This window comes from Nocardiopsis camelliae (assembly GCF_028993595.1).
Taxonomy (GTDB): domain Bacteria; phylum Actinomycetota; class Actinomycetes; order Streptosporangiales; family Streptosporangiaceae; genus Nocardiopsis; species Nocardiopsis dassonvillei.
On sequence record NZ_CP118614.1, the window covers coordinates 550,747 to 572,944 of the forward strand.

General features: G+C 72.1%; 15 protein-coding genes and 1 tRNA gene. 12 read left to right on the forward strand and 4 right to left on the reverse strand.

Features of this window, described 5'->3' with window-relative positions; genetic code table 11:
• The first annotated feature begins 130 nt into the window (after positions 1–130).
• The 5 genes from PV789_RS02590 (at position 131) to PV789_RS02610 (ending at position 4,794) form a co-directional block, all read left to right on the forward strand.
• Complete coding sequence (locus PV789_RS02590) at positions 131–676, forward strand: histidine kinase (protein ID WP_368045812.1); 546 nt, start codon at positions 131–133, stop codon at positions 674–676.
• Between the two features lie 76 nt (positions 677–752).
• Entirely contained in the window at positions 753–1,550 is a 798-nt protein-coding gene (locus PV789_RS02595) for a DUF4097 family beta strand repeat-containing protein (protein WP_274976002.1), read from the forward strand.
• A gap of 120 nt (positions 1,551–1,670) precedes the next feature.
• Positions 1,671–2,885: a cytochrome P450 gene (locus PV789_RS02600; RefSeq protein ID WP_274976003.1), complete on the forward strand. Its 1,215-nt coding sequence runs from the start codon at positions 1,671–1,673 to the stop codon at positions 2,883–2,885.
• A 317-nt stretch (positions 2,886–3,202) separates the two neighbouring features.
• On the forward strand, positions 3,203–3,589 hold the full coding sequence (locus PV789_RS02605) for a DUF4365 domain-containing protein (RefSeq protein WP_274976004.1): 387 nt from the start codon (positions 3,203–3,205) through the stop codon (positions 3,587–3,589).
• A complete protein-coding gene (locus tag PV789_RS02610) occupies positions 3,589–4,794 on the forward strand; it encodes a hypothetical protein (protein WP_274976005.1) in 1,206 nt (401 codons plus the stop codon). Before PV789_RS02605 ends, PV789_RS02610 begins: the two co-directional genes overlap by 1 nt.
• Before the next feature lie 251 nt (positions 4,795–5,045).
• Here PV789_RS02610 and PV789_RS02615 read toward each other — a convergent pair whose 3' ends face one another.
• On the reverse strand, positions 5,046–6,182 hold the full coding sequence (locus PV789_RS02615) for a sensor histidine kinase (protein ID WP_274976006.1): 1,137 nt from the start codon (positions 6,180–6,182) through the stop codon (positions 5,046–5,048).
• A complete protein-coding gene (locus PV789_RS02620) occupies positions 6,179–6,853 on the reverse strand; it encodes a response regulator transcription factor (protein WP_274976007.1) in 675 nt (224 codons plus the stop codon). The genes PV789_RS02615 and PV789_RS02620 overlap by 4 nt, the downstream gene beginning before the upstream one ends.
• Before the next feature lie 263 nt (positions 6,854–7,116).
• Here PV789_RS02620 and PV789_RS02625 point away from each other — a divergent pair, with 263 nt between their 5' ends.
• Positions 7,117–8,661: a S1 family serine peptidase gene (locus tag PV789_RS02625; protein WP_274976008.1), complete on the forward strand. Its 1,545-nt coding sequence runs from the start codon at positions 7,117–7,119 to the stop codon at positions 8,659–8,661.
• A gap of 213 nt (positions 8,662–8,874) precedes the next feature.
• Here PV789_RS02625 and PV789_RS02630 read toward each other — a convergent pair whose 3' ends face one another.
• Positions 8,875–10,479, reverse strand: coding sequence for an alpha/beta fold hydrolase (locus PV789_RS02630; protein WP_274976009.1), 1,605 nt, complete (start codon positions 10,477–10,479; stop codon positions 8,875–8,877).
• A 344-nt stretch (positions 10,480–10,823) separates the two neighbouring features.
• Positions 10,824–10,908 (reverse strand) — tRNA-Leu (locus PV789_RS02635).
• 144 nt (positions 10,909–11,052) lie between these two features.
• Here PV789_RS02635 and PV789_RS02640 point away from each other — a divergent pair.
• The 6 genes from PV789_RS02640 (at position 11,053) to tmk (ending at position 22,099) form a co-directional block, all read left to right on the forward strand.
• Entirely contained in the window at positions 11,053–12,375 is a 1,323-nt protein-coding gene (locus tag PV789_RS02640) for a M20/M25/M40 family metallo-hydrolase (protein WP_274976010.1), read from the forward strand.
• 223 nt (positions 12,376–12,598) lie between these two features.
• Positions 12,599–13,636, forward strand: coding sequence for a hypothetical protein (locus PV789_RS02645; RefSeq protein WP_274978027.1), 1,038 nt, complete (start codon positions 12,599–12,601; stop codon positions 13,634–13,636).
• A gap of 164 nt (positions 13,637–13,800) precedes the next feature.
• A complete protein-coding gene (locus PV789_RS02650) occupies positions 13,801–14,547 on the forward strand; it encodes a chaplin (RefSeq protein ID WP_274976011.1) in 747 nt (248 codons plus the stop codon).
• Positions 14,548–14,875: 328 nt separating this feature from the next.
• On the forward strand, positions 14,876–16,207 hold the full coding sequence (locus PV789_RS02655) for a hypothetical protein (RefSeq protein WP_274976012.1): 1,332 nt from the start codon (positions 14,876–14,878) through the stop codon (positions 16,205–16,207).
• Positions 16,208–16,848: 641 nt separating this feature from the next.
• Positions 16,849–19,695: a type I DNA topoisomerase gene (gene topA / locus PV789_RS02660; protein WP_274976013.1), complete on the forward strand. Its 2,847-nt coding sequence runs from the start codon at positions 16,849–16,851 to the stop codon at positions 19,693–19,695.
• 280 nt (positions 19,696–19,975) lie between these two features.
• Positions 19,976–22,099 carry a dTMP kinase gene (gene tmk / locus PV789_RS02665; protein WP_274976014.1) on the forward strand — a complete coding sequence of 708 codons (2,124 nt, stop codon included), beginning with the start codon at positions 19,976–19,978 and terminating at the stop codon, positions 22,097–22,099.
• Positions 22,100–22,198 lie beyond the last annotated feature (99 nt).

The following is a 22,198-nucleotide window of genomic DNA, read 5'->3' on the forward strand; positions in this document are numbered from 1 at the left end:
CCACGCGCCCCGACCCGGCCCCGGCGACGAAGAGCCGCACCCCTGAGGGGGTGCGGCTTTCGGTTTTGCGCTGCGGTCCGGGGGCTGCGGGCACTTGACATGACGTCATATCTGACACCATTATGACGTCATGGAACTGATGCCGTATGTCGACGAACTCCGCCGCCAGCTCCAGGTGGCGGCCGAAGCCGGGAACGAGGAAGCCCGGGTCATCGCCGAGCGCCTCAGCGCAGCCCTGGAGCCCGCTGCGCGGCTGACCCTGCTGGACGCGCTCTCCGCCGCCGCGGACGAGATCACGCGTGAGCTCGCGCCCGGTTCGGTCGAGGTCCGGCTGCGCGGGCGGCGGGCCGACTTCATCGTGACGTCACCCGATTTCGAGGACGTCGAAGCCGACGGCCCAATGACGTCACAGGCGCACCATGGTGACGTCACCCAGGCCGACCGGGTGCTCGCGGAGCAGCTCCGGGCCGACGCCGAGGACGGGGGCACGTCGCGGATCACCCTGCGCCTGCCCGACCGCCTCAAGCCGCACGTCGAGGAGGCGGCCCGCGGGGAGGGGCTGTCGGTCAACGCCTGGCTGGTGCGCGCGGTGACCGCGTCCCTCGACAGCGGCAGGCGCCGCCCCGACACCCGGGCGCGCCAGATCGGCCGCGGCTACACCGGCTGGGTCCGCTGACCGGAACCGGCCGCCCGACTCCACCACGTCTCCCACCAGTGGAGACGACCACCAACGCCACGTCAGGGAGACAGCCATGCCGACTTTCGACACCCCCGAACCCGTCACCGCCGACATCACCCTGGTCGCCGGAACCCTCCAGATCAGCGCCGGAGGCCGCACCGAGACCACCGTCGAGGTCCACCCGCGCGACGCCTCCAAGGAGAGCGACGTGCGGGCCGCCGAGCAGGTCGAGATCGAGTGCGCCGGAGGCCGCCTCCAGGTGAGGGACCCCCAGCCCTCGGGCCTGGGCCGCGTGATCGGGCGCAAGGGCATGGTCGACATCACCGTCGAACTGCCCGCGGGCTCGCGCCTCCACGTCAGCGGCGGCTTCGGCAGCGCCCGCTGCGAGGGGGTCCTGGGCGCGTCCGAGATCGCCTTCTCCAACGGCAACATCGCCGTGGACCGGGTCACCGGAAACGCCGAGCTCACCACGGGGCACGGCTGGGTCCGCGCCGGGGAGATCGACGGCTCCGCCGTGGTCAAGTCCACGGGCGGCGCCCTCACCCTCGGCACGGTGACCGGAGACCTGCGGGCCAACTCCGCGCACGGTGACATCACCGCCGACCGCACCCTGGCCTCCGTCGCCGCGCGCACCCACCACGGAAGCATCCGGCTCGGCCAGGTGGTCCGGGGCGGCGTCGACGTCGGGACCGCCTTCGGGGAAGTGGAGATCGGCGTCCGCGAGGGCACCGCCGCCTGGCTGGACGCGGTGTCCAAGAAGGGCGTCGTGCGCAGCTCCCTGGAGGCCGCCGACGGCCCCGGCCCCGCCGAGGAGACCGTCGAGATCCGCGCCCGCAGCGTCCACGGCGACGTCATCGTCCACCGGTCCTGAACATACGCGAGAGGGGACCGGATCGGCCCGGAGACCGACCGGACCCACCAGCGAGGACGACGACGCGACGCGGTCCCCCGACCGCGCCGGACACGTACTACCACCAGACGAGGAACGGCCATGAGCACCCCCCTCCACACCGTCACGGCGCTGCCGACGGCACGCCGACCCGGCTGCCCTTTCGACCCGCCCCGGGAGCTGACCGAGGCGCGCGAGCACGGCCCCATCAGCCGCTACCCCTTCCCCGACGGCCACCAGGGCTGGCTGGTCACCGGATACGACCTGGTCAGGTCGGTCCTGGCCGACCCGCGCTTCAGCTCCCGCAAGGAGCTCATGCGGCACCACCCGCTGATCGACTACGGCGACATCGAGGTCCCCCCGGCGCCGCCCGGCGAGTTCCTCCTCATGGACGAGCCACAGCACGGGCGCTACAGGAAACCGCTGGTGGGCAGGTTCACCGCGCGGCGGATGCGGCTGCTCACCGAGCGCGTCGAGGAGATCACCTCCGAGCACCTGGACGCCATGGAGGCGGCCGGGCCGACGGCGGACCTGGTGACCGCGTTCGCCAAGCCCGTCCCCACCATGGTGATCTGCGAGCTGCTGGGGGTGCCGTACGAGGACCGGAGCGCCTTCCAGGAGAACATCGACGGGTTCATGAACGGGGAGACGAGCGACGAGGACCTGACAGCGGCCTACACCGCGACCCAGCGCTACCTCGCGGAACTGGTGGCCGCCAAGCGCGCGAACCCCACCGACGACGTGCTCAGCGACCTCACCGACAGCGACCTGACCGACGAGGAGCTGAAGGGGATCAGCCTGGTCCTGCTGGCGGCCGGGTTCGACACCACCGCGAACACCCTGGCGCTGGGCGCCTTCGCCCTGCTGCGCGACCTGGGGCAGCTGGCCGCGCTGCGCGCCGACCCCTCGCTCGCCGACCGGGCCGTGGAGGAGCTGCTGCGGTACCTGAGCGTGGCCAAGACGTTCACGAGGACGGCGCTGGAGGACGTCGAGCTGGGCGGCCGGACAGTCGAGGCCGGTACGACGGTCGTCCTGTCGCTCAACACCGCCAACCGCGATCCCGAGCGCTTCACCGACCCCCACGTCCTCGACATCGGCAGGCGCGAGGGCGGGCACCTGGCCTTCGGCCACGGCATCCACCAGTGCCTGGGCCAGCAGCTGGCCCGCGTCGAGATGCGGGTCGCACTGCCCGCGCTGTTCGACCGCTTCCCCACGCTGCGCCTGGCCGTGCCCGCCGGGGAGGTCGAGGCCGGACTGCGTCCGGAGACCGCGGACCTGCACGGGCTGAAGAGCCTCCCGGTCACCTGGGACGTGTGACCGCGAGCCGGTGACGCGCGGGGTCGCGTCCCGGTCGGCTGCCCGGGCACGGACGAAGGCCACGAGAACAGGACCCTCGTCCGTTCCGGAAGGGGTGTTCCGACCGTTCCCCCGAAGGCCCGAACCCGCTGGTCCGTCGCTCCACGGGCGGTCAGCTGGAACGCGTCCCTCCCGCTGAGCTGCCGTCTCCGCCGTTCCGAGGCTGGCTGTGAGCGCGGCTGCGGTGTCCTGCTCCCCGTGTGCACAAGCCTGTCCGGCTTCACTGCGGACCGGGGCGGCGGACGTGGTGAACTGGCTACAGTGGTGTCGACATCACGTTGGCCTCGGCCGCAGAGTACAAGCGCTTCTACGCTCCCCAGTTCGAGCTCCAGCTCAAGTGCACGACCCAGGCCCGCTACCTCGCTGACGACCACATGGCCTGGCCGATGAAGGGGAAGCCCTTCCGGAAGCTCACCAGAGGGAAACGGTACGTTCCGGCCTACCTCGGAGTCCTTCTCGTTCCGGAGGACCCCGACCGCTGGCTCTCGGTCGACGAGCGCGGGCTGGTCACCGAGAGCAGGATGTACTGGCAGGCCGCGACCGAGTTCGTGTCGACGGGCGAGGTCGGCCGGACCCGGACCGTTCACCTGCCGCGCAGTAACCTGTTTACCCCGGAGCAGCTTCTGGGCATCATGAAGAAGCTCGGCGAGGAGGGAGGCTTCTGATGACCCCCACCACGCTTGACCCCCTCAGCGAAGCGGCTTCTCTGCTCACGCCCCAGTCGGTGTCTCGGTTCCTGGCGTCACACGGATGGGAACTGGAGGGCAGACAACCGGGTATTCGAGAGATCTGGCGGTTGGACCAGTCCCCTGAATACGGTTCCGCGCGTGTCATGCTGCCTCTCGCCACGGATTTCGTGGACTTCCAAGCCAGATTCAAGGACACCATCGAATCTCTCTGTCATGTGTATATGACAGATGCCGTTGAACTTCGGGAACGCGTCACCGCGACACATTCCGATATCTTCCTCGTGCGCCTCAACCAGCCGATGTCGGATGGGTCGATACCCTTCCGTCAGGCTGGGAGTACAGTCGACTCCCTGTTCAGGATGCTGAAGGCGGCGGCCACGACAGCCGCCGATCCCCTCCATTCCCACAGAGGCCGAAGGCCTGCGATCGTGGCCGACTTCCTGGATGAGAGCATCCGGCTGGGGCAGACGAAGCAGGGAAGTTTCGTCTTCACCGTCTCGGCGTTCCTCGGAGACCAACCGCCAGAGGACCGAGAAAGCGGCGGGTCCGCTGATCCTCCGGCGTTCGCGCGTCTCGTCATGGCCACACTCGCCCGTGGGCTGGAGTCCGCCCGTCGCCTGGCCCTGCACTGGGACGAGCGCGTACTCGACTCACCATCGGATCTCGGGCTGAGCGCAGCCCTGGTGGAGTCCATGGAGGAGATGACACGCCCGGACAAACTCCGCTCCGTGGACCTCTCCTTTCAATGGGCGGCAGCGAAAGCGCCTCCTGACGTGGCCGAGTCCACCATAGTCCTCGACCGTGATGTCATCGTGGAACTGCCGCGCCTTCGTGAGCGCCTTGTGCGAAGGGAGGAACCGTCGCGCAGGATAACGCTTATCGGAATCGTGAAGGGTCTGGCGCGCGAGGAAACTCCACCGGGCGAGGAGGAGGCGGCAGATATCACACTCCTGACAGAGGTGAGCGGAAAGACGAGAAACGTCCAAGTGTCACTCGAAGGTGAGGACCATCGATGGGCGATCATCGCCTATCAGAGGAACCTCCCACTTGTTGTGACAGGCGACCTCTCCTTCGAACGCCGCACTTGGCGGCTCTCCGGAGACATCGATGTGGACGCCAGTTTCCTCAGGCACTTCTCACGGACACATCCATCCTCTGGTGGGGACGAGCGGAACACTTAGGTGTCTTCACTGCCGTGGTCGGTGGTCGCCGTCCCCGGCCGCCGCTGGCGAAGAGGGCCTGCGGGCCGATGGCACCCTTCCGTGCGGATGCCTCCGAGCCCCGGCCGGGTCGCCCCGTTCCGACGGTTCCCGGTGGTGAAGTCCTCGTCGCCCGGGACGGGGGGCACGCGGAACCTCGGTTCTCGGCCCGACCTGCCGGGGCGGGTGAGCGCCAGCAGGGCTGAAGAGCCTCCCGGTCACCTGGGACGCGTCTACGGTGACGGCGTGAGGTGACCGCTCAGGCGGGGGAGCGTGACCGTCACGGTCAGCCCCCCGCCCGCGCGCGGACGCAGGTCCAGTGCGCCGCCGTGGACCTCGACCACCCGCGCGACCAGGGCCAGCCCCAGCCCGTGACCCGAGTCGGGCCCGAACCTGCCCTGTCCGCGCAGGAAGGGTTCGTGCAGGCGGGCCACCGTCTCGGGCGTGTGGTGCGGACCGGGGTTGTCGACTCGCAGGACGGCCCCGGCGCCGGGGGAGAGGCCGGTGCTGACCGAAGCCGTCCCGCCCCGCCCCACGTTGTGGCGCAGCGCGTTCTGCACCAGGTTCTGCGTGAGCTGGGTGAGCAGCGCGGGGTCGCCGAGCGCCGGCGCCGGAGCCGACGCGAGGTACAGCCGCACCCCGCGGCGCTCGGCCTCCGCCGAGTTCTCGGCCACGACTCCCCGGACGATGTCGGCCAGGTCGACCGGCGCGGAGACGGCGGTCACGGCGTTCGCGTCGGCCAGCCGCAGGAGGGCCTCGGTGAGCTCGACCGCCCGGGCGTTGGTGACGCTGAGCCGTTCGACCAGGCGCGGGACGTCCTGCCCCTCCGGGTCGCGTCGGGCCACGTCCAGGAGGGTGGCCGTCACGGCCAGCGGCGTCCGCAGCTCGTGGGAGGCGTTGGCGGCGAAGCGCTCCTGGGTCTCGAAGGCGTTCTCCAGGCGGTCGAGCATGTGGTCGAAGGCGTCGGCGAGCTGCCGGAACTCGTCGTCGCGCTCGTACAGCCTGATGCGGTGCTCCAGCCGCCCCGAGGCGGCGATGCGCACGGCCTCGTTGATCCGGTGCAGGGGGCGCAGCACCCATCCGGCGAGGAACCACCCCCCGACGAGTCCGATCACGGCCAACACCACCAGGACGACCCCGGAGACCACGATGACGGCGTCGAGGATCTGCCCGCGGGTCGGGACGACCAGGCCGCCGGAGTCGCGCGGGTTGGCCGCGGTGAGCGGATAGTCGGGGACGTAGCGCAGGACCACGTAGACCCCGGCCATCACCGCCAGGCCCGCCGCCACGAGGAACCCGGCGTAGCTCAGGGTCAGGCGGAGGCGTCCCCGGCCCCTCCTCCCGGGCGGGCCGGGGACGTGCGCGTTCACCGCACGTCCCGGGGATCGGCGAGACGGTAACCGGCCCCGGGTACGGTGACGATGGGGTCCGGCCTGCCCAGGGACCTGCGCAGCTGCGACATCGTCACCCGGGGCGCGCTGGTGAACGGATCGGCGTTCTCGTCCCAGACCTTCTCCAGCAGCGTCTCGGAACTGATCACGCCCCCTTCCGCCCTGATGAGCAGCTCCAGGACGGCGAACTGTTTGCGGGGCAGCCTCAGTCGGCGCCCGTCCCGGTCGGCCTCCCTGCGGTACGGGTCCAGACGCAGGCCGCCCCATTCCAGTACCGGCGGAACGGACGAGGAGGGCCTCCTGGCGAGTGCGCGCAGGCGCACGACCAGTTCCTCCAGTGCGAAGGGCTTGGTGAGGTAGTCGTCGGCGCCCAGCGCGAACCCGCCCACCTTGTCCCGCAGCCGGGTCGCGGCGGTGAGCATCAGGACCCTGGTCCCGGGATGGTCGCGCACCACCGCCGCGCACACGTCGTCACCGTGGACCCCCGGGATGTCCCGGTCCAGGACGATCGCGTCGTAGTCGTTGACCGAGGCGCGCTCCAGCGCCTGGTCGCCGTCGAGGGCGATGTCGGCGGCGATGGCCTCCTGGCGCAGCCCCGCCTGGAGCGCCTCGGCCATGAAGACCTCGTCCTCGACGATCAGCACACGCATGGCGTCCCCTCCCGCTCCGATCGTTGCCGCGTCCCGGCACGCCCCGCCGACGACACCGGTGTCCCCGCGACCCGGCTCCGTGGCCGTTCAGCATAGGCGGGAGCCTGTTGCGAAAACCTTGGGCGCCGCACACGCGCCCGTGTCACCACTCCCGGCCGCCCGGCCGTCCCGCGTCCGGGCCTCGGGCCCGGGTCCGCCGGGGCGCGGTCGCGGACGCGGGGACCACACATCCGCGCAACAACCGCCCTCCTACGGTCGGGCGCATGCGAAGTCGTACTCTCCTGGCCGCTCTCGTCCTGGCGGTGACCGCGACCGTGGTCACCACGGCCCCGGCGCACGCCGTCGTGGGCGGCAGACCGTCAACACAGTCGTATGAGTTCATGGGCTCGTTCCAACCGGACTACCCCGCGCCGCCGCGCCCGGACGGCCACGGGTGCGGGGTCGTCGTCCTGGCGCCCCAGTGGGTGCTCACCGCCAGCCACTGCGCGGGGAAGAACCCGACCGACGCGCAGACGGGCGTTCCTCGGGGCTGGAGCGTCCGCGTCGGGTCGCCGGACTCCGACTCCGGGGGCGAGGTGGCCGAGGTCGACCACTACTACCGGCTGGCCACGAACAGGGACGAAGGGGGTTTCTGGGGCAGGGACCTCGCGCTGATGCACCTGGAGCACCCCGTCGAGGCCAGCCCGGTGCCCATCGCCTCGGCCTCGCCACCGGCCGGGACACCGGTGCGGATCATGGGCTGGGGCATGACGTGCGACGACACCGGCAACCCCGACTGCTTCCCGACGCGGTTGCGGGAGGCCGACACCGTGGTGCAGCCGCCCTCGGCGTGCCTCGGCCAGGCGGTCGAGGGCGAGTTGTGCATCGGCAGCAGGGACGGGAGCGTGGCCGCGGCCAACATGGACTCGGGCGGCCCCGCGCTGGTCCGCGAGAACGGCGTGTGGGCGCTGGCCGGGGTGGTCAGCGGTCCCAGCGGGGACGGGGCGCCCACGCTGTTCACCGACGCCACCCGGCACACCGGGTGGATCGACGGCGTCGTCTCCGGCACCGACGTGCCCCCGGACGACGAGATCCCGGACGTGGGGGGCATGGTGGGCCTCCAGGGCTGCGTGGGCTCGGTGGTGCGCACCCCGACCTCGGAGCCGGACGCGCCGGCGCTGATGCTGACCAACGGCCACTGCGTACAGGAGGACCGGCCGGCGCCGGGGGAGGCCCTCGTGGACCGGCCCGCCGACCTGGAGGTGCCCGTGGCCGATTCCCGGGGCTACCCGCTGGTCACCGCCCGGGCCGAGCGCCTGGTGTACGCGACGATGACCGGGACCGACGTCGCGCTCTACCGCCTGGACCGGACCTACGAGCAGTTGGACTCCCGGGGGGCGAAGGTCTTCGAACTCGGGACCACCCCCGTGCGCCCCGGCGACGAGGTGGCCATGGTCTCCACCAGCACCCGGTCGGACTGCTCCGTCGAGGCCGTGCCCGCGCACCTGCGCGAGGGCGGCTACCAACAGGACGACCCGATCCGCTACACCTCCGGAGAGGGGTGCCTCCCCTACCCCGGCATGTCCGGTTCGGTGCTGTTGGCCGCCGACGGCTCCACCGTCGTGGGCGTCCACAACACCCACAACAGGGACGGAGGGGAGTGCACGGACGACAACCCCTGCGAGGTGGACGCGGACGGGAACGTGACCTTCGAGCAGGGACGCGGTTACGGCCAGCAGGTCCACACGGTCCCGGCCTGCCTGACCGACCGTTCGGAACTGGACCTGTCACGCCGGGACTGCTCCCTCACCGGCGCCGCGCCGGCCTGACCACCCCGGCCGACCGCCCCGAGGCCCCCGGGGCCGCGACGCGGAACCCGCGCGCGGCCCCGGCGCGGCCCACCGGTCCGGCCGACCCCGCCCGCACGGCGGGATCGGACCGCTCCCGCCGGCGGAGTCCGGAGACGGCTCCCACGGGCGGCAGGCCGGGTCAGCAGAAGGCGGAGCGCCGGTTCCGAGCCTCCGGGGACCCGACACGAGACACTAGGGATTCGCGTCGTCCGGTCGAGGACGGTCGTGGCAGTCCTCGTCCTCCGGGGCCCGGCCGTCGAGAAGGTAGGACTCCACCGCATCGGCGACACACGGGTACAGGGGATCCTCTCCGTCGCCCACGAACGCGGGGTTGTAGAAGATGTGGTTGCCGTCATCGACCACGGTCACCAGAGGGCTGTCGAGCCGCTCGGCCATGGCCACTCCACCTTCGTAGTGGGTGTGCGTGTCGAACTCACCGGCGATGACGAGCGCCGGGGTCTCCCATTCGCGCGCCAGGTCGACCAGGGGCTCGGTCGGCTGCTGTTCGGAGTAGAGGCACACCCCGGGCCCGGCCGTCCCCGCGCCGGTGCCGAAGGGGTTGGCGTCCCTGGACTCGCGCATGTCCGACCGGTACTGGTCCGGGTCCGTGGGCCACTCCGCCTCGCAGACGAGCGCCTCGGCCAGGTGGGGCGGCCCCGTCATCCGCTCCATCTGTTCCTCGGCCTCCTCCGGGTCCTCCGGCAACTGCGGGGCCTCGGGGGTGTCGGGGGCCTCGGGGGCCTCGGGGGCCTCCGGAATCGGGGATCCGTCGACCAGGGCCCTGAGCAGCCGGGCCGACTCGTCCCAGCTCCCCTGGTCGTCGGCTGACGCGCTCACCAGGTTCCGGAAGTAGTGCCCCTCGTAGGTCATCCCGTCCTCGCCGTCCCGCGGTTCGTCGTCCAGCCGCTCCGCGGTCCGCTCGAACGCGCTGACGACCTGCTCCCGCGTACTCCCGAGCCCGAACACCTCGTCACGCTCGGCCAACCAGTCCGCGAAGCGCTCGACGTTGGCGGTGTCCGCCGATGCCTGGCTCAGGAAGTTCTCGCGCCAGACCCCGTCGGGGTCGACGGCCGAGTCGAGCACGGCGCGGTCCAGCCGTTCGGGGAAGAGGGTCCCGTAGACCGCGCCCAGGTAGGTCCCGTAGGAGGCGCCGAGGTAGTCGATCTCCTCCTCGCCCAGCACCGCGCGGACGACGTCCATGTCGCGGGCGGTGTTGGCCGTGGTGAAGTGGGCCCGCATGGCGCCGTCGGCCTCGTCGCACGCCTCGGCGTAATCCCGCTGCCGGTCGAAGATCTGCTCGATCTCCTCGTCGGTGGGCTGCCGGGGCAGGGTGGGCGGATCCTGCCCGCAGTCGAGCCAGGTGGACGCGCCCAGGCCGCGCGGGTCCATGCCGATGACGTCGTAGGGCCGGCCCGCCGGGGTGGAGCCGATGTCGCCCGCGAACTCGCGTGCGGGGACTCCGGGCCCTCCGGGGTTGACGAAGAGGACGCCCCGGTGCTCCTCCTCGCCGACCTCGGCCGGACGGCGGCTCACCCCCACGTGGATCCGCTCGCCCCCGGGCTCGCCGTAGTCGAGCGGGACCTCCACCTGCGCGCAGTCCAGGCCCTCCAGGAAGAAGTCCTCGCACTCGCGCCACTCCACCCCCTGGTCGTGGAACGCGGCCAGCGCCCGGTCGTCGGCGGATCTCTGTTCGTCCGCGGAGGCGGAGCCGACCGGTAGGGCACCGGTCAGGGAGAGTGCGAGGCCGGTCGTCACGACGACCGCGCCCGCGCTGGTCCATACGGTTGCTGTACCCACTGCTCTTCCTTGCCTGATCGTGCCCGCTGACTCCGTGCCGGTCTTCTGGGGCTGGGTGCGTGCAAAGCAACGTAGTGAGCGGGACCCCGCCGGCGGGTCCGCCGAATGGCTGAGATTTCGGGTGCGGCGACCGCCGGTGCCATGAGCGCGGTGGAACGCGGCGGCATCGACGGAGTCGGTGCGGAGCCTCCGCTCCCGGTCTGCTCCCAAGAGCGCCGCGCGGTGGTCACACCCCGGCGCCGTCGTCCTCCGCGAGCGACACGTCGCCTGCGCGCCTTTCCGGTTGCGCCCTCCGTCGCAACCGGGGCATGAAAAAAGGCCCCGCTGAGCAGGGCCTTCGTTTGTGTCCGAGGGGGGACTTGAACCCCCACAGCCTTAACGGCCACTAGCACCTCAAGCTAGCGCGTCTACCTATTCCGCCACCCGGACCGGGTGTGCTCGGCGCTCCCGCGCCGGACACGTCAACCATAGCAAAGGTCGAACACCGCGCGAACCATGTTTTCCGCCGGTGGAAGACGTGGCAGGGTCGGTGGAACAGTAGGGCGACAAGGTGCGGCTGGACGGGAGTGTCAGATGGCGGAGCCAGGCAGGGAACTGAGCGCGGCCGAGGTCGAGGTGGTCGACCTGTGCCGGGAGCTCATCGAGTTCGACACCTCCAACTACGGCGACCACTCGGGTCCCGGGGAGCGCAAGGCGGCCGAGTACGTGGCGGCCAAGCTCGACGAGGTCGGGGTCGAGTCGAGGATCTACGAGAAGCACCCGGGGCGCAGCAACGTCGTGGCCCGGATCACGGGTGAGGACTCCAGTCGTCCCCCGCTGCTCATCCACGGCCACCTCGACGTCGTTCCGGCGGCCCCGGAGGACTGGACCCACCACCCCTTCGCGGGCGAGGTCGCCGACGACTGCGTGTGGGGCCGCGGCGCGGTCGACATGAAGGACATGAACGCGATGGTCCTGGCGATGCTGCGCCAGCGCCTGCGCGAGGGCCGCCGTCCCCCGCGCGACATCGTGCTGGCCTTCCTCGCCGACGAGGAGGCCGGGGGCACCTGGGGCGCCCAGTACCTGGTCGACGAGCACCCCGACCTGTTCGCCGACTGCGACTCGGCGATCAGCGAGGTCGGCGGCTTCTCGTTCACGGTCAAGGAGAACCGGCGCCTCTACCTCATCGAGACAGCCGAGAAGGGCATCGCCTGGATGAAGCTGACCGCGCGCGGCACCGCCGGGCACGGTTCGATGGTCAACACCGACAACGCCGTCACCGAACTGGCGGCGGCCGTCGCCCGGCTGGGCGAGCACCGGTTCCCCGTCCAGCTCACGCCGACCGTGCGGACCTTCCTGGAGGAGATCTGCGAGGAGTTCGGCATCCCCTTCGACGAGCGGGACGTGGACGCCACGGTCGCCCGCCTGGGCCCCATCGCGCGCATGATCGGCGCCACCCTGCGCAACACCCTCAACCCCACGGTCCTGGGCGGCGGCTACAAGGCCAACGTCATCCCGGGCGAGGCCACCGCCCAGGTGGACGGTCGCTTCCTGCCGGGCACCGAGGACGCGTACTTCGCCGAGATCGACCGGCTGCTGGGACCCAAGGTCAGCCGCGAGTTCATCCACCACCTGCCCGCGGTGGAGACCTCCTTCGACGGCGGCCTGGTCAGCGCCATGTCCGAGTCGCTGCTGGCCGAGGACCCCGGAGCCAAGGCCGTCCCCTACTGCCTCTCCGGCGGGACGGACGCCAAGAGCTTCTCGCGCCTGGGGGTGCGCAACTACGGTTTCGCCCCCCTCCAGCTGCCCCCTGAGCTGGACTTCGCGGGCATGTTCCACGGGGTGGACGAGCGCGTCCCGGTCGAGGGCCTCCGGTTCGGGGTCCGGGTCCTGGACCGTTTCGTCGGGTTGAGCTGACCCCGGGCGCTTTGCGCCGTCCCCTCAGCCGAACCGCGCCGAGAACTTTTTCGGCGCGGTTCGCCATTCGGCTTCCCGTCACCGAACGTGATGTTAGTGTTGCTGTGAGTTCGACGGTGCTCGGCTCCCCGCCCGCCTTCGCGGGCGCGGAACAGCACCGGCGTGTGACCGTGGCGGGACCACCGCACGGGACCGTCCAGTGGCAGCGAAACGGGGGGCATCCATGGTGCTCGCGGGCAAGGAGTGGCTGGTCTCCAGTCGCGCTGCCCGCATGGCCCTGAGCCCCGCCCGGCTGCTGCTCCTGTCCGGCATCGTCGCCGTCGCATGGCTGGCCGGGGGGATCGGTGTCGCCCACGGCGAGACCGCCCCCGAGTCCGGTGGCCTGGTCGACCGCGTGCTGGAGGTCGGAGACGGGACCGGACGCGCCGGACAGGCCGCCGCCGAGGAGATCCGCGGCGCCCGCCTCTCCGACGCCACGGCCCGCGCCGCTTCGGCCACGGAGTCGCTCACCGACACCGTGGTTCCCCAGACGGCCGCTCTTCCCGCCGAGACCCTGCACGGGACCGGCGTGACCGCGGCCCTGGAGCGGACCAGGACCGGATCCGCCGCCAACAGGGCGGTCGAGGACACCACCCGGGCCGTCGACGAGACCGCGCGCGGCGCGGGCGACCTCGTCGGGGGCATCGCCCGCAGGGGCCACGACGTGGTGGAGTCCACCGACCGCTCGCTGCGTGACAGCAGCCTGGTGGGCACGGTCTCCGATGGGCTGGCCGAGTCCACCCGGGCCGTGCAGGACCGGATCGGCGGCTCCGCGGGCACCGCGGCGCCGCTCGGCCTGCCCGTCCTCGGCGGCGCCGACGAACTCTCCCCGACCGCTCCCGCGCCCAAGCGCTCCGCGTCCGACGAGGACGAGGGCTCCGGCGCGGAAGGCGACGGGGACCGCACCGGCGGGGTGACGGCCGTCCACGCTCCCGTGGACCCGTCCGTCTGGCACCGGGTCGCCGACGAGGGCGCCGACCGGGCGCCGGGCGACGACGACCCCGTTGAGCGCATCCGCCTCATCGCGGGCGGCGGGTACCACCAGGCCGGAGCGGACGCCACCGGCGCCGCGTCTCCGTCCTTCCCCGCGCCCGGTGCCGCCGGGTTCCTGACGGCCCGGGCCGACCACCTGGCTCCCCGGGCCCAGCGGGTCGCCCTTCCCGGTGACCCCACCCTGGTTGTCCGCGACGCCGCGGACGACCCCTCCTTCGCTCCCGACTAGCCGCGTCTTCCACGACCGCGGCCGGTCCGTGCGCTCCTCTGCGCGCAGCCGCCTCGCCGAATCCGGCGGGCGTGCCTTCTCCCCGGCTTCCCCGGAGCACGAAGCTCTCCGTCCGCGGTCCACGAGCAGCTGGCCGAACTTTCTCGTTGACCAAAGGACACGCGATGACCTACGACACGCACGCCCGTATCGCCGCACTGGTGGCCGCGGGATTCTTCACCGCCGCCGGTGCCGGAGTGGCCTACGCCGACACCACCACCAGCGGAAACGGCTCCATCCTCGGCGGCAACCAGATCGTGGCCGATCTGGACGCCCCCATCAACGCCTGCGGTAACGCGATCGCCGTCCTCGGCGTCGCGGGCGCCCAGTGCACCGACAGCGGTGCCGCGGTGCAGGACGACAGCTCCACCTGGACGCCCGAGAAGCCCCAGGAGCCCGAGACCCCCGACGAGTCCGAGAAGCCGGAGACCCCGGAGGAGCCCGAGAACCCCGAGAAGCCGGAGACCCCCGAGAAGCCGGGGAAGCCCGGTTACGGGGAGGAGCCCGGTGACGGCGGGCACGACGGTGGGGGCCACGACGGCGGCCACGACGGCGGTGGTCACGACGGTGGTCACGACGACGGCTACGGCGGCGGCGACCACGGTGGCGGCGGCGACCACGGTGGCGGCGGTGGCCACGACGGCGGCAACGGCGGTGGCGGCGACCACGGCGGCGGTGACAACGGCGGTGGCGGCGGCACGCCCGAGGAGCCCGTCTCCCCGCCCGCCGTGGACCAGGAGCCCCCGGCCCCTGAGCTCGCCAAGACCGGCACCGACGGCAGCGCCCTGAGCGGTCTGCTCGCGAGCGCCGCCGCCGCGATCGCCGCGGGCGCCGGACTGCTCCTGTTCGGCAGGCGCCGCGCCCGCGCCTGACCCCGGCCTCCCGGGCCGTTCGCGGCCCGGGGGCTGACGCGAGTCCCGTAGCACCGGCCAAGGCCATGTGCGCGGGGTTCACGTCAGCCGCCGCCCTCCGGGGCGGGGCTGATGGACGGGGTGCGCGCGTTCCGCCGCAACCAGCGGAGCGGGACCGCGGCGCACTCTCCCAGTACCGGTAGCACGCACCTCCCAGGTGCGAGGCGGACCGGAAGGAAACCCCGGCCTTGGCCGAAGGCCCGCACCCCACCCAGGGGCGTGGAACGGCCTGTGGCCCGAGCACACACCTTCTCATCGACTCATCGACATGCTTGAAAGGACCTCCCACATGCGTAAGTGGGTCAGCACATCCGCGAAGTCGGTGCTCCTGACAGCGGGCTTCGTCGCGCTGGGCAGCGGAGTGGCCTTCGCGGACAGCCAGGCCGTCACGAGCGGCAACGGCTCCCTGCTGGGCGGCAACCAGGCGGTCGTGAACGGGGACATCCCCGTGAACGTCTCCGGCAACGCGATCAGCGCCGTCCTGGGCACGGCCGGCGCCAGCAGCACCGACACCGGCGCGGCCGTGGTCGACCACCAGCACGGCCCCGACGCGGCCACGTCGGGCAACGGCTCCGCGGTCGGCGGCAACCAGCTGGTCGTGGACGGCGAGATCCCCGTGAACGTCTCGGGCAACGCCATCGCCGCCGTGGCCGGGATCGCGGGCGCCAGCACCACCGACACGGGCGCCGCTGTGGTCGAGCACCAGCACGGCCACCGTCACCACCACCACGCCCCCGACGCCGCCACCTCCGGCAACGGCTCCCTGCTGGGCGGCAACCAGGCCGTGGTCGACCTGGACGTGCCGGTCAACGTCGCGGGCAACGCCATCAGCGCGGTCGGCGGCGTGGCCGGCGCCGCGGCCACCGACACCGGCGCCCTGGTGCACGACGGCCACGGCCACGGGCACCGCGAGCACCACTCCGCGCCCGCCGAGTACACCGCCATGGACCTGGTGAACGAGGCCGCGAGGAACGCCACCATCCTGCCGCTGCCGGACACCTCCGGCGTGGACACGGGCGTGCTGCGCCAGTCGGCGCCCCGTGAGCACCAGTCGGCCCCGCGCGAGCACCAGTCCATCGCGACCTCCGGCAACGGCTCGCTGGTGGGCGGCAACCAGGCCGTGGTCGACCTGGACGTGCCGGTCAACGTCGCGGGCAACGCCATCGGCGCGGTCGGCGGCGTGGCCGGCGCGGCCTCCACCGACACCGGAGCCCTGGTGCTGGAGGAGGAAGAGGATGTCGTGACCTCGGGCAACGGCTCCGCGGTCGGCGGCAACCAGCTGGTCGTGGACGGTGAGGTCCCGGTCAACGCCTCCGGCAACGCCGTCGCGGCGGTCGCGAGCCTGGCCGGCGCCAGCAGCACCGACGACGGGGCCGCGGTCGTGCACCAGAGCGCCCCCGAGGCCCAGCCCAGCGCCCTGGGCTCCCTGCCCCTGGTGAATGAGCTGCCCGAGGTCCCGGTCTCGGACATGCTGCCCGTCGAGTACGAGGTGAGCGAGACCACCCGTCAGGCCGTGGAGCAGCACGCTCCCGAGCACGCCGACCAGCTGCCCGAGTCCGCCCCCGTGGGTGTGGCCGACCCGGTCAACGAGCTGCTCGGCGCCGCGGGCGTGGGCCTGTAACGACAGAACAGGGGATCGCGCCCGCGACCGCGCGGGCCCGAGGGAGCACGGCGTCCCGTTCCGTGAGGAACGCGGTGGACTGCGGGGTGCCGTATCCCACAGGGCGGCGTCGGACACGGAGCGCGATCCCGGACCGGCACAACGCGTGCCGTACGCGTCGACGGGCCACGACGACCCGCCTCCGCACTCCCGTTCCGTGAGGAACGCGGTGGACTGCGGGAGCGCGGAGGAGCTGGCCGTCAGCCCGTGACGCGAGCCGAGTCCTCCCGGGAATATCCGGGAGGACTCGCCGCATTCTGGGGAAAGCAGGCACTCCACCACCACCAAGTGTGACCGAAGTCACTCGTGGGGGCCGTTATGGGTGCTCGTCAGAGGCGGTGCTGGCCAACCGGCCCACGTTGCCGGGGCGGCTCACGTACGCTACGGACCGGTACCGGTTCGGGAAGCGCTTATTCTGCGGGTGCCGGTGGGCGTGGACCGGGTGTCCACCCAGAGCGACGGGGCCCTCACCCGCGGAGGGCGCAGTCCCTTCCGCCCACCGACGGGGGGAGCGCCTGGAGTTTCGGTTACTGTCGGTTCCCAGGGGCTTCCGACAGACCGCGGCCGGAAAGATCACGTAGGGCTAGACGTAGGGGAAGAGCGTGCCACCCACGAAGGGCAGCGCCGGCAAGAACGGCTCGAAGGACAGCGGACGACAGGGGGCGGGCACCGCCCTCGTCATCGTCGAGTCACCGGCCAAGGCGAAGACCATCGCCGGTTATCTGGGGCGCGGCTACGTCGTAGAGTCCAGCATCGGCCACATCCGCGACATGCCCAACAAGGCCGCCGAGATCCCCGCCAAGTACAAGGGGCAGGCGTGGGCCCGGCTCGGGGTGGACGTCGACGGCGACTTCGAGCCGCTCTACGTGGTCAACACCGACAAGAAGGCGCACGTCAAGAAGCTCAAGGAGCTCATGGCCGACGCCGACGAACTCCTCCTCGCCACGGATGAGGACCGCGAGGGCGAGGCGATCGCCTGGCACCTGCTGGAGGAGCTCAAGCCGCGCATCCCCGTCCGCCGCATGGTGTTCAACGAGATCACCAAGGACGCCATCCAGCGCGCGGCCCTCAACACCCGCGACCTGAACACCCGCCTGGTCAACGCGCAGGAGACCCGGCGCATCCTGGACCGCCTCTACGGCTACGAGGTCTCCCCCGTGCTGTGGAAGAAGGTCATGCCCAAGCTCTCGGCTGGCCGCGTGCAGTCCGTGGCCACCCGCCTGGTGGTCGAGCGCGAGCGCGAGCGCATGGCGTTCACCTCCGCCGAGTACTGGGACCTCAAGGCCCTCTTCGACGCCACGGAGGCCGGTGTCGCCGAAGGCCCCGCCACCTTCCCCGCCGCCCTCGTCTCCGTGGACGGCACCCGCGTCGCCGCGGGCCGCGACTTCACCCCGCAGGGCACGCTGCGCTCGGACCGCCCCGTCCGCCAGCTGGACGAGGCGGCGGCGCGCGGCCTCGCCGAGCGGCTGGGCGGCGCCGGGTTCTCGGTCTCCTCGGTGGAGCGCAAGCCCTACCGCCGCTCGCCCTACGCGCCGTTCCGCACCACCACCCTCCAGCAGGAGGCCTCCCGCAAGCTCGGCCTGTCGGCCAAGCAGACCATGCAGGTCGCCCAGCGGCTGTACGAGAACGGCTACATCACCTACATGCGTACCGACAGCACCACGTTGTCGGACAGCGCGGTCAAGGCCGCCCGCTCCCAGGTGCGCAGCCTCTACGGCGGCGACTACCTGCCCGACAAGCCGCGCGTGTACGCCAAGAAGGTCAAGAACGCCCAGGAGGCGCACGAGGCGATCCGCCCGTCCGGCGACACCTTCCGCACGCCCGCCCAGACCGGCCTGTCCGGCCCCGAGTTCCGGCTCTACGAGCTGGTCTGGAAGCGCACCGTCGCCTCCCAGATGAAGGACGCGGTCGGCGAGTCCGTCACCGTGCGCATCGAGGGCACCTCCTCCGACGGCGAGGTCGCCGAGTTCAGCGCGACCGGCAAGGTCATCACCTTCCACGGGTTCCTCAAGGCCTACGTGGAGGGCTCCGACGACCCGGCCGCCGACCTGGACGACCGCGAGCGCCGCCTGCCCGCGATGTCGGAGGGCGACCCGCTCAAGGCCCAGAACCTGGAGGCCGAGGGGCACAGCACCCGGCCGCCCGCGCGCTACACCGAGGCCACCCTGGTCAAGGAGCTGGAGGAGCGCGAGATCGGCCGCCCCTCCACCTACGCCTCGATCATCGGCACCATCCTGGACCGCGGCTACGTGTTCAAGAAGGGCACGGCCCTGGTGCCGTCCTTCCTGGCCTTCGCCGTGGTGCAGCTGCTGGAGCGCCACTTCGGCAACCTGGTGGACTACGAGTTCACCGCGCGCCTGGAGGACGTGCTCGACGACATCGCCCGGGGAGAGGCCGAGAGCCTGCCGTGGCTGCGCCGCTTCTACTTCGGCGGCGAGGACACCGAGGGCCAGCGTGAGACCGGGCTCAAGGAGCTGGTCAACGACAACCTCTCCGACATCGACCCCAAGGAGATCAGCTCCCTGCCGCTGCCCGGCACCGACATCGTGCTGCGGGTGGGGCGCTACGGCCCCTACCTGGACCGGGAAGGTGTGCGGGTGAACGTGCCCGAGGACCTGGCGCCGGACGAGCTGACCGTCGACAAGGCCGAGGAGCTGTTCGCCCAGCCCAGCGGTGACCGGGAGCTGGGCACCGACCCCGAGACCGGCCGCGTCGTCGTGGCCAAGACCGGGCGGTTCGGCCCCTACGTCACCGAGGTGATCGAGGAGCCTCAGGAGGCCGAGGAGGGCAAGAAGACCAGGGCCAAGGCCAAGGTCAAGCCGCGCACCAGCTCGCTGCTCAAGTCGATGAGCCTGGACACCGTCACCCTGGAGGACGCGCTGCGCCTGCTGTCGCTGCCGCGCGTGGTCGGCCAGATCGACGGCGAGGACGTCACCGCGCAGAACGGCCGGTTCGGCCCCTACATCAAGAAGGGCACCGACAGCCGCTCCCTGGAGACCGAGGAGCAGATGTTCACGGTCACCCTGGAGCAGGCCGCGGCGCTGTTCGCCCAGCCCAAGCAGCGCGGCCGCCGCGCCGCCGCCCCGCCGCTGCGCGAGCTGGGCGAGGACCCGGCCTCGGGCGCCAAGATGGTGATCAAGGACGGCCGGTTCGGCCCCTACGTCACCGACGGGGAGGTCAACGCCTCCCTGCGCAAGGGCGACGAGGTGGAGTCGATCACCGACCAGCGGGCCGCCGAGCTGCTGGCCGAGCGCCGCGCCAAGGCGCCCGCCAAGAAGCCCGCGGCCAAGAAGCCCGCCGCGAAGAAGGCGCCCGCGAAGAAGACCGGCACGGCGGCCAAGAAGACGGGCACTGCGACGAAGAAGGCGTCCACCTCCACGACGTCCGCCGGGAAGTCGTCGGCCAGGAGGACGACCGGCTCCTCCGGCTCCGCCGCCCCGGAGGAATAGGCGCGGGGCGCGGCGGAGCGGCCGGGATTCGTCTCCCGGGCCCCGGCACGCGTAGGCTCACCCGGACACCCCCGACGGGGGTGTCCGGGTGGGCGGTCTCCCGCGTGTTCACCCCGGGTGGGCGCACCCTCACCCCTGTGCGGGAGCAGTCTTCCGTACTACGCTTGGCAGGACTCACGGGGACACGGAAACGTGCGCGTTCCCCGGAGCTATCCAACGATTCTGAGGCGGGTCCGTGACCCGCCGTTCCCTCTCCCCCTCACCGATAATCTTGAGCGCTATGAGCAGATCTGCACCCCTGGGAGCGCCGGCCGAGGCGCGCAACGTTCTTGCGATCACACCCTTCCGAAGGCTGTGGATCTCTCTCTCCCTCTCCAGCCTGGGCGACTGGCTCAGCCTGCTGGCACTGGTGTCCCTGGCGACCGTCTTCACCGCCGACGGATCCCAGCTCGTCCAGTACCTGGCCGTCAGCGGCGTCGTGGCGATCAAGCTCGTCCCGTCGATCCTGTTCAGCCCCCTGGTCGGGGCGGTCGCCGACCGCCTCGACCGCAGGTGGACGATGGTGGTCGGCGACGTCCTGCGCGGCGTGCTGTACGTCTCCATCCCCGTCGTGGGCCTCCTCTTCCCGGGCTTCGCCCTGGAGTGGCTGCTCATCGCCACCCTCCTGGCCGAGGTCGTCGCCCTGTTCTGGACCCCGGCCAAGGACGCCACGGTCCCTAACCTGGTGCCCCGCAAGCTGCTGGGGCAGGCCAACCGGCTGAGCCTGCTCACCGCCTACGGCACCGCGCCCGTCGCGGCGCTGCTGTTCGCCGCGCTCGCCTCGGTCAGCAACGTGCTCGGTGCGCTGCTGCCCTCCATGGCCAGCCCCGAGGCCGACGTCGCCCTCTACCTCAACGGCCTCACCTTCCTCGTCGCGGCGGTCGTCGTCGCCGGGCTGCCGATCCCCAGGCACAAGCCCTCCAAGGACGCGGAGAGCGACACCCGCGACAGCGGCATCCTGCGCGCGCTGGGGACCGGTCGGCGCCACGCGGGCGGCACGCCCCGCGTGCGCGGCCTGGTTCCGGGCATGCTCTGCGTCATCGCCGCCGGGGGCGTGGTCATCGGTGTCGGCCGCGTGCACGTCGAGGGCCTGGGCGCGGGCAACGCCGGTTTCGGCGTGGTCTTCGCCGCGGTCTTCGCGGGCACGGCCCTGGGCATGGTCGCCGGGCCGCGCGTCCTCAAGCAGTTCAGCCGCAGTCGGCTGTTCGGCCTGAGCATCGCCCTCGCCGGGCTGGCCCTGCTGTTCGCCGGGGCCGTCGCCGACATGGTGCTCACCGCAGTGCTCACCGCGCTGCTCGGCGTGGGCGCGGGCATCGCCTGCGTGATCGGCCTGGCGGTATTCGACCGCGACGTGGAGGACGAGCACCGGGGCTCCGCCTTCGCCTTCCTGCACGGCGCCGCCCGCGTCACCCTGGTCGGCGCCGCCGTGCTCGCCCCGCTGGTCGCCGGGCTCATCGGCAGTTACCGGATCCCGGTCGGCCCGCTGAGCTACGACCTGCGCGGCAGCGGCCTCGTCCTCATGCTCTCCGGCCTGGCCGTCCTGGTCGTGGCACTGGTCTGCTACCGGCGGATGAACCGCCGGGACGACCCCGAGGCCGGTCCCGGCCTGCTCCCGGAGCTGTTCGCGGCGCTGCGCGGCGTCGCGATCGCGCCGGAGGAGGACGAGGAGTCCAAGCCCGCGGGCGCGTTCATCGTCGTCGAGGGCGGCGAGGGCGCGGGCAAGTCCACCCAGGTGCGCGAGCTGACGGTGTGGCTGCGCGACCAGGGCTTCGAGGTGGTCGGGACCCGCCAGCCGGGCGCGACCAAGCTCGGCATGCGCCTGCGCGGCCTGCTCCTGGACCGGGAGAACTCGCACATCACCCCGCGCGCCGAGGTGCTGCTCTACGCGGCCGACAAGGCCGACCACGTCCAGCAGGAGATCCTGCCCGCCCTGCGGCGCGGCGCGGTCGTCATCAGCGACCGCTACGTGGACTCCCTGCTGGCCTACCAGGGTTCGGGGCGCGACCTGTCCTCGGACGAGATCCGCCGGATCAGCGACTGGGCCACGCAGGACCTGGTCCCGGACCTGACGGTGCTGCTCGACGTGCGGCCCGAGGACGGCCTGTCCCGCCTGGGCGGCCCGGCCGACCGCATCGAGGGCGAGCCGGCGGAGTTCCACGACCGGGTCCGCCGGGGCTTCCTGGAGCTGGCCCGGGCCGCGCCCGAGCGCTACCTGGTGCTCGACGCCCGCGAGCCGCAGGACAGGATCACCCGCGAGATCCAGCGCCGGGTGCGCTCCCTCCTGCCCGACCCGGTCCCGAGCAGCTCCGAGGCCGTCACCGGCATGATCCCGGTGATCAGGAACGACGAGGTCGGACAGGGCTGAGGCCGGGGCGGCCGGGCCGTCCGACGCACCGAGGGCTCCCTGCCCCCGTCCGGGGGAGGGGGCCCTCGTCCGTGTCCGGGCGGGGCCCGCTCGTAGGGG